Source organism: Corynebacterium sp. HMSC069E04, from assembly GCF_001813175.1.
Classification (GTDB): Bacteria; Actinomycetota; Actinomycetes; order Mycobacteriales; family Mycobacteriaceae; genus Corynebacterium; species Corynebacterium aurimucosum.
In genome coordinates, this window is record NZ_KV811624.1 from 136,436 (window position 1) to 151,008 (window position 14,573).

General features: G+C 61.6%; 15 protein-coding genes. 9 read left to right on the plus strand and 6 right to left on the minus strand.

Features of this window, described 5'->3' with window-relative positions:
• Positions 1-24 precede the first annotated feature (24 nt).
• Together paaA and HMPREF2896_RS00660 are read right to left on the minus strand one after the other, a co-directional pair.
• Positions 25-1,011, minus strand: a complete 987-nt coding sequence (paaA, locus tag HMPREF2896_RS00655; protein WP_070444663.1) for a 1,2-phenylacetyl-CoA epoxidase subunit PaaA — start codon at positions 1,009-1,011, stop codon at positions 25-27.
• A gap of 111 nt (positions 1,012-1,122) precedes the next feature.
• Positions 1,123-1,581: a hotdog domain-containing protein gene (locus tag HMPREF2896_RS00660; RefSeq protein WP_070716897.1), complete on the minus strand. Its 459-nt coding sequence runs from the start codon at positions 1,579-1,581 to the stop codon at positions 1,123-1,125.
• Between the two features lie 110 nt (positions 1,582-1,691).
• Here HMPREF2896_RS00660 and HMPREF2896_RS00665 point away from each other — a divergent pair, with 110 nt between their 5' ends.
• The 5 genes from HMPREF2896_RS00665 (at position 1,692) to metS (ending at position 7,471) form a co-directional block, all read left to right on the plus strand.
• Positions 1,692-2,312 (plus strand): TetR/AcrR family transcriptional regulator, encoded by a 621-nt coding sequence (locus tag HMPREF2896_RS00665; RefSeq protein WP_246822960.1) that lies wholly within the window; start codon positions 1,692-1,694, stop codon positions 2,310-2,312.
• A 367-nt stretch (positions 2,313-2,679) separates the two neighbouring features.
• Positions 2,680-3,945 carry an AMP-binding protein gene (locus HMPREF2896_RS00670; RefSeq protein ID WP_253287237.1) on the plus strand — a complete coding sequence of 422 codons (1,266 nt, stop codon included), beginning with the start codon at positions 2,680-2,682 and terminating at the stop codon, positions 3,943-3,945.
• Positions 3,946-4,053: 108 nt separating this feature from the next.
• Positions 4,054-5,379: an MFS transporter gene (locus tag HMPREF2896_RS00675; RefSeq protein WP_070716901.1), complete on the plus strand. Its 1,326-nt coding sequence runs from the start codon at positions 4,054-4,056 to the stop codon at positions 5,377-5,379.
• A gap of 279 nt (positions 5,380-5,658) precedes the next feature.
• Positions 5,659-7,278 (plus strand): sodium-dependent transporter, encoded by a 1,620-nt coding sequence (locus HMPREF2896_RS00680; RefSeq protein WP_070716903.1) that lies wholly within the window; start codon positions 5,659-5,661, stop codon positions 7,276-7,278.
• A 25-nt stretch (positions 7,279-7,303) separates the two neighbouring features.
• Positions 7,304-7,471, plus strand: coding sequence for a methionine/alanine import NSS transporter subunit MetS (gene metS, locus HMPREF2896_RS00685; RefSeq protein WP_070444675.1), 168 nt, complete (start codon positions 7,304-7,306; stop codon positions 7,469-7,471).
• A 46-nt stretch (positions 7,472-7,517) separates the two neighbouring features.
• Here the strand turns inward: metS and HMPREF2896_RS00690 are convergent, their stop codons facing one another.
• Positions 7,518-8,483, minus strand: coding sequence for an MDR family oxidoreductase (locus HMPREF2896_RS00690; protein ID WP_070716905.1), 966 nt, complete (start codon positions 8,481-8,483; stop codon positions 7,518-7,520).
• A gap of 86 nt (positions 8,484-8,569) precedes the next feature.
• Here HMPREF2896_RS00690 and HMPREF2896_RS00695 point away from each other — a divergent pair, with 86 nt between their 5' ends.
• Entirely contained in the window at positions 8,570-9,142 is a 573-nt protein-coding gene (locus HMPREF2896_RS00695) for a VanZ family protein (protein WP_070444679.1), read from the plus strand.
• A gap of 3 nt (positions 9,143-9,145) precedes the next feature.
• Here HMPREF2896_RS00695 and HMPREF2896_RS00700 read toward each other — a convergent pair whose 3' ends face one another.
• The 3 genes from HMPREF2896_RS00700 to HMPREF2896_RS00710 are packed head-to-tail and all read right to left on the minus strand — an operon-like array spanning position 9,146 to position 11,924.
• Positions 9,146-10,162 carry an NAD(P)-binding domain-containing protein gene (locus tag HMPREF2896_RS00700; RefSeq protein WP_070716906.1) on the minus strand — a complete coding sequence of 339 codons (1,017 nt, stop codon included), beginning with the start codon at positions 10,160-10,162 and terminating at the stop codon, positions 9,146-9,148.
• Positions 10,163-10,783: a response regulator gene (locus HMPREF2896_RS00705; protein WP_070444682.1), complete on the minus strand. Its 621-nt coding sequence runs from the start codon at positions 10,781-10,783 to the stop codon at positions 10,163-10,165.
• A complete protein-coding gene (locus HMPREF2896_RS00710) occupies positions 10,758-11,924 on the minus strand; it encodes a histidine kinase (protein WP_070444684.1) in 1,167 nt (388 codons plus the stop codon). The genes HMPREF2896_RS00705 and HMPREF2896_RS00710 overlap by 26 nt, the downstream gene beginning before the upstream one ends.
• A 115-nt stretch (positions 11,925-12,039) precedes the next feature.
• On the opposite strand from HMPREF2896_RS00710, the gene HMPREF2896_RS00715 reads away from it, so the two are divergent.
• The 3 genes from HMPREF2896_RS00715 to HMPREF2896_RS00725 are packed head-to-tail and all read left to right on the plus strand — an operon-like array spanning position 12,040 to position 14,563.
• A complete protein-coding gene (locus tag HMPREF2896_RS00715) occupies positions 12,040-13,035 on the plus strand; it encodes an ABC transporter permease (RefSeq protein WP_070716909.1) in 996 nt (331 codons plus the stop codon).
• Complete coding sequence (locus tag HMPREF2896_RS00720; RefSeq protein ID WP_070711345.1) at positions 13,035-13,685, plus strand: ABC transporter ATP-binding protein; 651 nt, start codon at positions 13,035-13,037, stop codon at positions 13,683-13,685. The genes HMPREF2896_RS00715 and HMPREF2896_RS00720 overlap by 1 nt, the downstream gene beginning before the upstream one ends.
• Positions 13,686-13,738: 53 nt before the next feature.
• Positions 13,739-14,563: a YwaF family protein gene (locus tag HMPREF2896_RS00725; protein ID WP_070716911.1), complete on the plus strand. Its 825-nt coding sequence runs from the start codon at positions 13,739-13,741 to the stop codon at positions 14,561-14,563.
• Positions 14,564-14,573: the final 10 nt, after the last annotated feature.

Sequence of the window (14,573 nt, forward strand, 5' to 3'; positions counted from 1 at the left end):
CTGGTTGGGCAGTGTGCTTAGGCGTTAAGCAATGAGCGAGCTATCAGCCGAGTGGTGCTTCTCGGCGTAGGCTGCGGCAGCCTCACGGACCCAGGCGCCATCGGCATGCGCTTGGCGGCGACGCTGCATCCTCTGCACGTTGCAGGGACCCTCGCCCTTAATGACGGCCTTGAACTCGGACCAGTCAAGCTCACCAAAGTCATAGTGGCCGCGCTCCTCGTTCCACTTCAGGTCTGGGTCCTCGAAGTGCAGGCCAAGGGCCTCGGCCTGTGGAACGATCATGTCCACGAAGCGCTGGCGCAGCTCATCGTTGGAGAAGCGCTTGATGTTCCATGCCATGGACTGCTTGGAGTTGGGTGAGTCATCATCCGGCGGGCCGAACATCTGCAGTGCCGGGCCGTAGAAACGGTTGATGGCTTCCTGAGCCATCTGCTTCTGCTCGGGGGATCCGTGGGACAGCTCGTAGAGGATCTCCCAGCCTTGACGCTGGTGGAAGGACTCTTCCTTACAGATGCGCACCATGGCTCGGCCGTAGGGAGCATAAGAGGCGCGGCAGAGCGGCACTTGGTTGCAGATGGCAGCACCATCCACCAACCAGCCGATGGCTCCGATGTCGGCCCACGTGCGCGCCGGGTAGTTGAAGATCGAGGAGTACTTGGCGGTGCCGTCGAGCAGCTGCTGTACCAGCTCGTCGCGCGAGGTGCCCAAGGTCTCCGCAGCGGAGTAGAGGTAAAGACCGTGGCCGGCCTCATCCTGCACCTTGGCCATGAGGATGGCCTTGCGCTTGAGTGAAGGCGCGCGGCTGATCCAGTTGGCCTCCGGCTGCATGCCGATAATTTCGGAGTGCGCGTGTTGGGAAATCTGGCGCGTCAAAGTCTTGCGGTAAGCAGCCGGCATCCAGTCGGTGGGCTCGATGCGGGAGTCTTCGGCGATGAGCTCGTCGAAGCGCTGCTGTGCTTGTGCTTCATCCGCGGCCGGAACGGCGGTGAGTGTTTTTTCTGATGGGGTCATGGGAGGAATCGTTCCCTCTCTACTCAGTGTCGGCTGGGTGATACTTACTGACTGGTTGGTCAGTATATGGGCCATGTGTGAGCTATGTCAACCACGTTTGTGAGCTGCGCCCTACTTTGTGCGATTCTCGGGCTTGGTGGGCAAGACGCGGAACGTGCCGCGGAACTCGGCAATGGGCTTGCCTTTAATGCTGAGGGTGACGTCGACGACGCCATTGCGGCCCCAGGCTTGGCGGGTAATTCCGACCCCGTCAACGACGTCACCTTCGAAGGCGGGGGCGATGTAGTGGATCGAGTTGTGCGCGGCCACGGCCAAGTCGCCGCCGGCATTGCAGGCGCCGGCGAAGATGGAATCGGCGAACATGTACAAATAGCCGCCTTGTGCCGTACCGTGCCCATTGCACATTTCAGGGCGGATGGTGAAGTGGCCTTCACACCTGCCGAGGTTCAGCGCGGTAATTTTCGCACCAATTTCCGCAGTGGCGCGGTCGTCATCGAACATGGCGCGTACGTGGCTGAACTCGGGACCTTCGGCGACGCCGGGGGCGAGGATGGGGTGCTCGGTGCTCATGGGAAATCCTCCTTGGGAAGGGTCTTCCGCAGTGCTGCCGAGGGAGCGAAAAGGGGTGTGGTGGCTCACTAGTCTAACGGTGCTCGGGGCTCTCTGCTTGAATGGACTGCGTGAAGAATGAGAAATCCGCTGTCCAGGGCGCGGCCCGTGGCCGCCCCGGCTACTCCCGTGAAGATGTCATTCGTGCAGCCGTTCGTGCTTTTACTGCCCGCGGCTACGACGCCACGTCGATGGATAACGTGGCGAGCGAATTGGGGATTTCCAAGTCTGCGCTGTATCACCACATCTCGTCGAAAGAAGAGATCTTGGAACTGACGGTAGTGCAGGCGCTCAGCCGTTTGGAGGCGGTCGCGGAAGAGATGGCCGCGGCCGATGTGTCGGCGGGGGAGAGGGTCCGCGGGCTGTTGCGTGGCTCGATTGAGGTGCTGTGCTCCGACCCGAAGTCTGTTGCACTCTTGCTCCGTTTAAGGGGTAACTCCGAGGTGGAGCGGAGTGCGTTGGAGCGCCGCCGTACGCTGACGCGTTCCGTGGTTCCGCTGGTGGAGGCTGCTCAGGAGGAGGGGGCTATCCGCTCCGACATTGAGGCTCCGCTGTTGACCCGCATGATTTTCGGAATGATCAACTCCACGTCCGATTGGTATGAGCCGGAGGGGCGGCTTGATGCCGAGGAGCTGGCCAGCACCTTTGAGCGTGTTGTTTTTGGCGGCCTAGCTCCGCAAGCGATGGGCTAGTCGCGATGGGCGAGTAACTGATCGGCTAGTCGGAGGCGAGCGTTTCGCTCCGCCGTTGGGGCTCCATATGGGGGTGGGGGCTTCTTTTGGCTGTGAAACCGCCGTGGCCTGCGATGATGTGTTGCGCATCAAAAACTTAGCCTAATTGTGTTGTCTATCACCACACTGGCCTGTAGTGTACGTCACAAGACTTACCCAACCGAACGGTAAGTAAGTTTCGCACATGTTGTGCGTTGTCCCAGCTAACCAACTTCTTGCAGCACTTTCGATGGAGCTTGAGGGGTGTGGAGTTTCCCTCTCCTCGAAATGAAAGGCAAATGACGTGACCGCAACGTTTGACATTTTCTCTGACCACCACGGCCCGCAGATGGGCATTGAGTACGCCTCTCGCGATGAGATCATCGCGCTGCAGACCGCGCGCGCGAAGAACGAGCTTCGCCACGCGTACTACAACGTCCCGCACTACCGCCGCGCGTTTGATGAGAAGGGCGTTCACCCGGATGACTTCAAGGAACTCTCGGACTTTGCGTTGTTCCCGTTCACCGACAAGGAAACCCTTCGTGCGGAGTACCCCTTCGGAATGTTTGCCGTAGGCCAGAACCAAATCTCCCGTATCCACGCTTCTTCCGGCACCACGGGTCGCCCGACCGTCGTGGGATACACCGAGAATGACGTGCGTATTTGGGCCGAGCTCGTCGCCCGCTCGCTGCGGGCAGGCGGCCTGCGCAAGAGCGATAAGGTCCAGATCACCTTCGGCTATGGCCTCTTTACCGGCGGCCTGGGTGCCCACTATGGTGTCGAGGCCCTAGGAGCCACGGCGATTCCGACCTCCGGTGGTCAGACGGAACGCCAGATCCAGATCATGCAGGACTTCCAGCCGGACGCAATCCTGGGTACGCCGTCCTACGTACTCAACCTCCTCGACCGCATGCGCAAGGAGGGCCTAGATCCGCGCGAATCCTCCCTGCGCGCCGGCGTTTTTGGCGCCGAGCCGTGGAGCGAAGGTATGCGTCGCGAGCTCGAGGAGGGCTTCGGTATTACGGCCACCGATATCTACGGCCTCTCCGAGGTGATGGGCCCTGGCGTGGCTCAGGAGTGTGTGGAGACCAAGGACGGTCTGACCGTCTGGGAGGACCACTTCTATCCAGAGATCATCGATCCGGAGACCATGCAGCCGGTTCCGGACGGTGAGTACGGTGAGCTGGTTATCTCCTCCCTGACCAAGGAAGCCTTCCCGATCATCCGCTACCGCACCCATGACATCACCCGCCTGCTCCCAGGCACCGCGCGGTCGATGCGCCGCATCGACCGCATCTCCGCCCGTAACGATGACATGATCATCCTGCGCGGCGTGAACTGCTTCCCGTCGCAGTTCGAGGAGATCATCACCGAGGACCGTCTGCTTCGTCCGCGCTACCAGTGCGTGCTGAGCAAGCGCGGCCGCATGGACCACCTCACCCTAGTGGTTGAGCACTCCTCGGACGCGACCCCCGATCAGATCGACGCTTCTGCCCAGTGGTTGAAGAAACAGATTAAGGAGCGCATCGGCATCAGCGTTGGCGTCGAGATTACTGACCACGTTGATTGCGGTGAGGGCAAGGCCAAGAGGATCGTCGACAACCGCGATCAATAGACCGCTCTCGGTTCTTCGGGCGTGCCCAGCTCACTATTTGTCTCCTTAGTTCACTGGCTTTAACTGTATCCGCCGTGCTTCTGCACCCATAGAGAAAAGACTTCCACTATGTCTGCACCAGTCACCCAACAGCCTGCCCAAGGGCCGGGAATTACCACAGAGCACAAGCGCGTGCTCGCCGGATCGATGGTCGGCACCACCATTGAGTGGTTCGACTTCTTCATCTATGCCCAGGCCGCCGGCCTGATCTTTGCCACCCAGTACTTCGATCCGGTCTCCAATGAAAGCGCTTCGCTCGCGCAGATCATTTCCTGGGCGTCACTGGGTATCTCCTTCCTCTTCCGCCCCCTCGGCGCCATCCTGGCCGGTCACTTGGGTGACAGGCTCGGGCGCAAGCCGGTCCTCGTCGTCACGTTGGTCGGCATGGGCCTGGCCACCATGCTGATGGGCGTGCTGCCCACCTACGCCTCCATTGGCATGGCAGCGCCTATCTTGTTAGTGGTCTTGCGCATCCTTCAGGGCCTCTCCGCCGGCGGCGAATGGGGTGGTGCGGCGATGCTGGCCGTTGAGCACGCCCCGCAGGGCAAGCGCGGACTGTTTGGTGCTTTCCCGCAGGTAGGAGTGCCCCTCGGCATGTTCCTAGCCACCATCTTTATGCTGGTGCTCTCCGCCGTCCTGACCCCGGAGCAGTTCCTCGCATGGGGCTGGCGTATCCCGTTCCTGTCCTCCGTCGTGCTCATTCTTCTGGGCTACCTGATCCGCCGGGCGGTGGAAGAGTCCCCGGCCTTCGCGGAAATGGAGGAGCTGAAGGAAAAGTCCACCGCACCGCTCGCGGTCCTGTTCAAGGGGCACCTGGGAACCGTCATTAAGTGTGCGCTCATCTTTGCCGCCAACAACGCTATTGGTTACTTCGTCATCGCCTACTTCACCGCTTATGGCACGAAGGTGGTGGGTTATACACGCCCTCAGGCCCTCGCGGTAGCCTTGGTTGCGTCGATCGGCTGGTTCATTGGAACGCTGTACTTTGGCCACTTCTCCGACAAGGTTGGGCGCCGCACGACGTTTATTGGCGGCTACGTTGTCTTGGCGCTGTACATCACCCCGGTGTTCTTGGCGGTAGATTCGGGCAACGTCATGCTTTTCGGTGCAGCTGTGTTCCTGCTGGGCGTCATCTTGGGCGCGAGCTACGGCCCGCAATCAGCGATGTACGCGGAGATGTTCCCGGTTAAAGTGCGCCTGTCGGGCGTGTCCATCGGCTATGCCTTCGGTTCCATTATCGGTGGCGCCTTCGCCCCAATGATTGCGGAGATGCTCTACTCCAAGTTCGAGACTTCCATGGCCATCGCTGCTTATGGCATTGTGATTTCTATCGTCTCCCTTATTGGTGTGCTCGCCGTTCCCAAGGGGATTCAGAACCGCGATCTGCACGTCTAGTCGCGTCACATCCTTTTCTGCCCTTTACCCTTCATCGCTCAGCCTCCTTCCGGATTCATCGTTGCGGACAGGTGCTAGGCGTTGAGGGGCAGTAGTGGTTTTGGGGTCCTAGCCATGGGGTTTAGGCAGGAGTAATGATCTAGAAATAAATATTCAAAACGGTACCTATAGGTTGGCAGTTAGGCTATGCTTCTCGCTAATACTCGTCGTACGCGGCCCGTATAAACAATTCCTAGGGTCTCGCCGTGCGCGATATTTGCTCAAGAAGAAAGTTCTCTCATGACCACATCAACCCCGCATAAGACTCGCTCGACACGCGATACTTTTAATACGCGCTTTGTCTTCCTCATGGCCGCCATCGGATCCGCCGTTGGCCTAGGTAATATCTGGCGCTTCCCCTACGTTGCTTATGACAACGGTGGCGGCGCCTTCCTCATCCCGTACATGGTTGCCTTGCTCACCGCCGGTATTCCTATCCTGTGGTTCGACTTGGCCATTGGTCACCGCTTCCGTGGTTCTGCACCGCTAGCATTCCGCCGTATCAGCAGCCGCTGGGAGGGAATCGGTTGGTTCAAGGTAGGCGTGAACTTCTTCATTGCCATCTACTACGCTGCCATCATTGCCTGGGCGGCGCTCTACACCATCAAGTCTGTGAACCAGGCGTGGGGCGAGGATCCATCAACGTACTTTATGAGCGACTTCCTCCAAGCAAACCCGGAGGCAACCTACTCGGGCCACGTCGTCCCCGCCATTCTCGGCGTCATGATCCTCGTGTGGATCGTCTGCATCGCCACGTTGGCCACGAGCATCAACAAGGGCATCGGTAAGCTGACCTCCATTTTCCTGCCGGTCCTGGCCGTCATGTTCATCATTCTGGTGATCCGCGCCTTCTTCCTCGACGGCGCCGCCGAGGGTCTCAACGCCTTCTTCACTCCGGATTGGTCCGTGCTGAGCAACCCATCGGTGTGGATCGCCGCCTATGGGCAGATTTTCTTCTCCCTGTCCATTGGCTTCGGCATCATGATCACCTACGCCTCCTACCTCAAGCCGCGCACCAACCTCACCAATACGGGTCTGGTTACCGCCTTTGCAAACTCCTCCTTCGAGGTTCTCGCCGGCATCGGCGTTTTCGCCACCCTGGGCTACATGGCTGCCCAGCAGGGCGTGGCCGTGGATGAGGTGGTGTCCTCCGGTATCGGCCTGGCCTTCATCGCTTTCCCGACGATCATCAACCTCATGCCGCTCGGCGGACTGTTTGGTGTCCTCTTCTTCGGCTCCCTCTTCCTGGCTGGTGTGACCTCGCTGATTTCTATCATGGAGGTCGTCGTCTCTGCTGTGGCAGATAAGTTCAACGTCTCTCGCCGCGTTTCTGCCATCACCGTTGGCGGCACCATGGCGGTCGTGTCCTGCTTCCTGTTCTCCACCTCCTCGGGCCTGGTCACCCTGGACATCATGGATAAGTTCACCAACAACCTGGGCATCGTCTTCGGCTCCATCTGCGCCCTGGTGGTCGTCGGCTGGGTCACCGGTCGCCGCCGCGAGATCCAGCAGCACCTCAACGCCGTCTCGCACTTCAAGGTCGGTGGCTTCTGGCAGTTCCTGACCTTCATCGCCACCCCGCTGCTGCTCGTCTACTTCTTGGTCAACGAGATCATCACGATTGCCCGCGATGGCTATGAGGGCTACTCCTCCACCCAGATTGGGCTCTTCGGCTGGGCAGTGCTGGGCGTCATCCTGCTCGCCAGCTTCGTCATGCCGCTGGTGGCCTTCCGCGGCAACAAGTACCTGGACGGAATGGAGACCTCGGACTACGGCGTTCCTGTGGGCGGCCGCCCGGCCGGCACACCGAACCCGCTTGCCACGGGTAAGCCTGCCGCACCGATCACGGACGACAAGTAACGGCTATTAAGAAAGGAGAACGACAATGACTACAAGCGCAATCCTGCTCTTCATTCTCTTCGTCGTCGTCATCTGGGGCGGACTGGTGGTGTCTTCCATCTGGCTGGCTCGCAGCGACGATAACACCACGGGCGAGCTGGGTGATACCCCCGGCACTGACGACGAATCCCTGTCGCACCGCGTACACCACTAAAAGGGAGCGGGCGGCACACCGCTGCCCAGATTAAATCTGTCCCAGCCTATATCGCGACCACCGTGCGCCCATGTCGGGAGCCCGCGCGGAGCTCTTGAGCGGCGGTGGTAACATCAGCCAGCGGAACCGTTTCGGTAATAGAGTTCAGCATGTCGAGGTCGAGGTGTTCGTCGAGAAGCTGCCAGGCCTCCTCGCGCACCTCGCGGGGCGCGTCGACCGAATTGCCGCCGGCCAGCACGATGCCGCGCAAAATGAACGGCAGCACCGAAGCGGGAAGGTCCGGGCCGGCTGCCATGCCGGTGGCCGCAACCACACCACCCCAACGCACCTGCGCCAGCACATTCGCTAGGACGGTGGAGCCGGCGGTGTCAATGGCGCCGTCGTACAGCGCCTTCTGCAGCGGACGGCCGGTCTCAGACAGCGCTGCGCGGTCGAGCACGTGATCCGCGCCGAGTGAGGTGAGGTAGTCCGACTGGGATTCCACGCGGCCGGTGACGGCGGTGACCTCGTAGCCGGAAGACTTGAGCAGCTGGACCGCGATGGAGCCCACGCCTCCGGTGGCGCCGGTCACCAAGACATGGCCCTGCGTGGTGCCGTGCGTGCGCAGCTGGTTCACGCAGATAGCGGCGGTGTATCCGGCCGTGCCGATGGCGGCGGCATCGTGAGCGCTGAAGCGTTGGGGCACGGGGATGGTGGCTTCAGCGTTGACGCGCTGGCGGGTGGTGTAGCCGCCATGGCGGAATTCGCCCAAGCCATCGCCGCAGGAGACGACAAGCTGGCCGGGGTCCAGGCGAGAATCAGAAGTCTCCGACACAGTGCCCACGACATCGATGCCGGGGACGAGGGGATTGATGCGCATGACCCCTTTATCGCCCTCCAAGGCCATGGCGTCCTTGTAATTGAGGGAAGAAAACTGCACATCCACGACCGTGTCGCCTTCCCCGAGCAGGGGCTGTTCTTGGAAGGAATGGGTTACTCCGGAATCCGCGCGGGTGACAATGAGTGTGCTCATGGGCACTATCGTACAGAGGATGTGAAGCAGCGTTTTCTGGCTTTTGCTTCAGCTGGCTTCCAGAGAACATAGTTAGGGTGAAGCGCATGACTGGGATAGAAGCTCAACACCCGCGCAATAGACTGCGGCCCGCGCCGGATTCATATCCGCACCTGCGTCGTGATTCCTTCCTGGTCACGGCCCTGTCCTTGGTGGTCGTGATGTTGGCGACGGTGGGCAAACCCTTTATGGATATCCCCGGCGTGGTGGATGGTTCCGCACATGCGGTACGCCAGGTTAATACACAGCTCTTTGGTGGTTTTGAGAACGCCTCCGTGTGGTACGGCGCGTGGACCGATCTGATAGGAAACATCGCTCTTTTCATGCCGCTGGGCGCGGCGATCTACGTGGCCGGGCGCGACCGTGCCAGGATTCGCTGGGGCCTGGGCGGGGCGATGCTGATCGGCCTCGTAGTCAGCCTCTGCATTGAAAGCGCCCAGTACATCTTTGCCCTGGGCTTTAGCGATGTCGATGACCTTCTCTACAACACCGTGGGCTCTGTTTTCGGCGCCGCACTCATGGCGCGTATGGGGCGCGAAGAACAGATGAAGATCCTGCGCCGCCTAGGTTTTCTCCTTGCGCTGGCAGCGGTGGTGCTCCTCGCCATGGTGGCGTTGTAGCGCCTAGTGGGTAGAGCGAACGAGCTTGGCGACGTCCCCTGCTACCTGCCGCGCATAGGGTGACACACCAGTAATCGTGGCCGAGCCCGGACCAGTCCACGAGCCATAGCCCACGGGGAAGAAACCTTCCACCGTGGGCTTTCCTTCTGCCAACAGCCCAGGGAACGGGCGTAGCGCTGGGCGGAAGCCGGTGGCCCAGATGAGGTCGCTGAAGCCCTGCTCGGTGAGTTCATTGAGGGAATCGAACATTGGGGTAGTGCCCAACAGCCCGCTATCCCGGGCCTTGAGGACGGGCGGAACCATGACGATATCGCCGAGCTCCGACTCCGATCCGGGATCGGGCTCCCCCTTTGCTAAGGCGAGCATACGCTGCCGGTTGCGGCTAAAGAGCACGCGGCCATCCACGTCATCCGGCATCCACCGCGGCGGATGCGTGGTAAACCACGTGGTGTCCACGCCTTCCAAGGCAAGCTCGGCGGCGATTTGGGCACCCGAGTTGCCTGCGCCCACGACGGCGACGCGCTGGGTTTCTGGCTGCGTTCCGGGGAGAAACGGCGCAGGGCCGGGGTAGTTCGCCGTGTGCCATTGGCGGCCAGCAAATTCACCGGGGTAGAAGGGGATGAACGGCGCGGACCACGTGCCCGTCGCGGCCACGACGGTGCGGGAGCGGAACTCACCGTGAGTGGTGAGAAGGCGGAAGAAGGGGTCGTCGTCAAGCACGCGCTCTGCCGCCACCCCGTGCCGGACCGGCAGGTCATAGCGCTGCTCATAACGGGTGAGGTAGTCCACCACATGGGAAGCCGGCGGGAAACCCGGGTAAGAAGGCATGGGCCAGCCGGGCAGCGTGGAGGATTGGGCATCGCTAAAGAGCGTGAGTGAGTCCCACACGTGCTGCCAGGCCCCGCCGGGGGAGGAGTTGGCATCGAGGATGAGGAAATCGAGCTTCTGACGGCGCAGGTAATAGCCGGTGGCCAGGCCGGATTGGCCGCCACCCACGACGATGCAATCGTACGTATGCATTTATTGGATGAGCTTCCGTTCGCGGGCAGCGGAGACGGCCGCCGTGCGGGTTTCTACGCCCAGCTTTTGATAGACGTGAATCAAGTGGGTCTTGACCGTGGCCTCGGAGATGAAGAGCTGCTGGGCAATTTGCTTGTTGGAAGCGCCTGTGGACAGCGCCTGCAGGATCTCCAGCTCGCGCGCGGACAGCGCGGTCTCCGGTTGCGCCAAGCGCTCCGCTAGGAGGTTGGTGACCTCAGGGGCCAAGGTGCGCTTGCCCGCGGCCGTGTCGAGCACCGCGGTGTGAAGCGTTTCTTCGGGGGCGTCCTTGAGCAGATAGCCTAATGCGCCGGCCTCCACGGCGGCCAGAATATCCGCCTGTGTGTCATAGGTGGTGAGGATGAGCACCGGTGGCCCATCGAGCTCGCGCACGCGCCGGGTGGCGGCGATGCCATCGACGTCTGGCATCTGAATATCGCAGACAACCACATCGATGTGGGGAACATCAGCATCCGTCAGCTGCTCGACGGTCGAGCCGTCGGAGCCTTCCAGTACCACCTCGATGTCGGGGAAGGCGTTAAGAATCGCGCGCAGCCCGGCGCGGACCACGGGGTGATCATCGATGAGCATCACGTTGACCATTGCTGCTGCTTCCTGTTGGGATTCGCACCGCGAGCGCGGTGCCGGCGGGTGAAGATTCTACCTGGACGCTGCCGCCGACGCTGCGAACACGCTGCTCCAGGCCGGTCAGCCCGAAGCCACGTGGCCCTTCGATGCCGCGGCCGTCGTCGACCACATCGAGGATGATTCCATCCTCGAAAGAGCCGAGGGTGACCACGGCCTTGTCGGCATCGGCGTGTTTCATGACGTTGGTCAGCCCTTCCCGCGCGGCGCGCAAGATGACGTGGGAAAACTCGGTGGGGACGTCGGCGCTTCCGGTGAGCTTGAGCCCGAAGCGGGTGCGCAGCCCCAGGCCCTTAGCTTGGGCTTGGAGCTCATCCACGAGGGAGCGCAGTTCCGCGTCGAGGGAGGAGGCAGGGGCTGCGAGCTCTTTGACGAAGCGCCGAGCCTCGGCCAGATTATCCTGGGCCACCTTTTCAATGAGTGCGAGCTGCTCGGTCACGTCCTGTTGCGCGGACGTGTTCTTGGCGGCGCGGCTGAGCAGGACGATGGAGGACAGCCCCTGTGCCACGGTGTCGTGGATTTCGCGGGAGAGCCGCTCCCGTTCCTCAAGGCGCCCGGCTTGGTGCTCGCTGGCCGCCAGCTCCTCCTGGGTCTCACGCAGCTGCTTGGCGACGGCCGCGTGGTGCGCCGCCTCCGCCTGAACCCGGCGGGCGGCGTGGTAGACGGCCACGGCGAAACAGGTGCCAATGAACGGCCCGATGGCCGCGGCCGCGGTCCAGAATTGCGGGTGGATCCACGCGGGGACGAAGGCGGCGACGGCCCACAGCACCACGCTGGCGACGATTCCTGGCCAGAAGGGAAGCGCATGGATAAAGACGAAGACCAGCGGGAACTCGAGCCACATGAAGTCTTGGGCGTGCACCATAAGCCCGATCCACAGCAGGCACAGGGCGGCGAGCCACAGCGTGGTGGGGACGGGGCGGGTGATGGTGCGAGAGCCGAAGATGGCAAACCCCGTGTAGACCACTGCGAGTGCGATGGAGAGGCCGAGGGCGCGGGCGTCGAGACGGCCATCGGCCCATGCGCGCAGCACTCCAAACACGAGGAGAAAACCGAACATGGTGTGCAGTCCCACGGTCCACAGTTTGTTGCTCATCATCACGGCAGTCCAGCTTATCCGCTGGCTGGTCGAGGGCGAATCAACCAACTGGTTGAGTGGAGGTTCAACTGGCTACCCGATTACTTTCAGCGCACGCACACGCAGGATTAATAGTATGTTCCTGGCATTAAGAGAGATAGTCACCGCCCGCGGTCGGTTCTTCCTGATCGGCGGCGTCGTGGCTCTAATTACGTTGTTGCTCGTTATGTTGTCCGGCCTGACCCAAGGCCTGTCCAAGCAGAATACTTCCGCCCTTGAGGCACTCGGGGAGCAGACTCCGAACGTGACCTTCTCGACGGAGGACCCCTCCTTCACCGAGTCGGAGATCTTTGCCGAGGATGTGCCTGCCTCTGGCATTCCGCTCGGTACTTCGCAGACCAAGCTGGAGGGCCACGGCGGCGTGGCGGTCTTCGGCCTGCCCGAAGGTACCCAGATTCCTGGCTCCAGCACCGTGATTCCGGAGGAAGGCATGGTCTTGAGCCAATCCATCGATGAAGAGATGAACGCGCCCTCCCGGGGCACCCTCGGCGGTGTGGATTTGGACGTCACCGCGGTGGTTGAGGATGAGTACTACTCCCACTCCCCGGTGGTGTGGGTCTCTACCGAAACCTGGCAGCAGGTCTCCCATTCTCCTGAGGACATGGTGGGCGTAGCCGTGTTGACCCCGGAGCCGACCGATACCTCCGTGTCCATGAGCAAGGCCCTGTCCGGTCTTCCGGCTTATAGCTCGGAGCGCGGTTCGCTGCTGACCATGCAAGCCTTCCTCTATGGGATTTCCGCGCTGGTCACCATCGCTTTCCTGAGTATCTGGACTATCCAGCGCACCCGTGACCTGTCCATCCTGCGCGCCCTTGGCGCCAGCGTGAAGTACCTGCTCAAGGATGCCATCGCGCAGGCCGCCATCATCCTGGCGATTGGCGTGGGGGTCGGCGCGCTCGTCGGCTGGCTGCTGGGCCTTGCCGCCCAGGGCGCTGTGCCCTTCGAGGTCTCCGCCATGACCGTCATCGTCCCCGCACTCGGCATTTGGCTGCTCGGTATCGCCGGTGCCTTTCTTGCCACCCGCCGCGTATCCAAAATCAATCCGCTTGACGCCCTAGGAGGCAACGCCTAATGACTACCACTGCTTCTGCCCCTGCACTGTCCCTTCGCGATGTCGTGGTGACCTACCCGGATGGTGAGTCCCGCGTCACAGCGCTGGATAATGTCAGCCTGGACGTCAAGCCGGGCGAGCTCACCGCCGTCATCGGTGAGTCTGGGTCCGGCAAGTCGACCCTGCTTTCCGTAGCCGCCGGCCTCATTGAGCCGGACTCCGGCACCGTGGAGCGAACTGGCTCCCGCGGGCTCATCTTCCAGCAAGCAAACCTGCTAGCCGCCCTGACGGCGCGCGAACAGCTGCTCATCATTGACCACATGGAGGGCCGCAAGCCGCGCCAGGATCGTGCTGATGAGCTGCTCAGCTTCGTGGGCTTGGAGGGCTTTGGCAACCGCCGCATGAACCAGCTTTCTGGCGGCCAGCGCCAGCGCGTCAATATTGCGCGCGCGCTCATGGGCCAGCCTTCCGTGTTGCTTGCGGATGAGCCCACCTCCGCCCTCGATTCCAAGCTTTCGCGCGACATTGCCAAGCTACTGCGCGGTGTTACCGAAGACTTCGATACCGCAACCCTGTTTATTACCCACGACCGCAGCTTGCTCGACTATGCCGACACTGTGGTCGAAGTCAAGGACGGAAAGCTTTCCGAATACTCCGAGCTAGCAGCCTAGGAACCTCCTCATCTCTCACATGTTCATACAAAGGGGTAAATTAATACCCCGTTATGATTCGACCCCGCAAGCCCCGAGTAAGCCCAACTGACTACCCGCGCATGCAGCAGTGGACTGCGCTGCATGCGCTCATGTTGAGCATTACCGTGGTGGCCTGCGGGGTCTTTATCGTCGCTGCTCGCAGAATTAAGGGAACCTCCCGCGAGACCTTTATCCGCCGGATGGTGGGCTGGGCCTTGCTGGTGGCGGGTACTGCGTGGACGATAATCTCCCTGGACCCGAAGCAATTCGATATCCGTGAGTCTTTGCCTTTGCACCTGTGTGACGTGCTGCGTCCGATCCTGGCGCTGGGCCTCATTACTGGCAACGAGCATGCCCTGACCTTGACCTACTTCTGGGGCATCATCCTCAACCCGCAGGCCATCATCACCCCGGATGTCATCTACTACTTTTCCCCGCGCTGGCTGCGGTTTGCCACCTACTGGTTTTTCCACATCGTGGCACTTGCCGCGCCCCTGGCACTAACCTTTGGTCTTGGTTACCGCCCCACCTGGAAGGGGTACCGCTTCGCCGTCAAGGTCACGCCCGTGTGGATGGCACTGGCCATGGCGGTCAATGCGAAGACCGACGGGAACTATGGTTTCCTTAACCACGCGCCGGGCAGTCCCTCCATCATCAACCTATTCGGCCCATGGCCCGGTTACATCGTGGTGGAGACCCTTGCCGTCGCGGCAGCATGGGCGGGGATGACGTGGCCGTGGGAAAGCACCTCGCTGCGCCGCGGCACGGTGGCGGTCGGCCCGCGCGGGCTCATGCGCAAGTCCGTCGGTACTGCGTCCGGGATCCTGCGCCGGGCCACGGTACGTTTTCGTAGATAGTGGCCCGGAA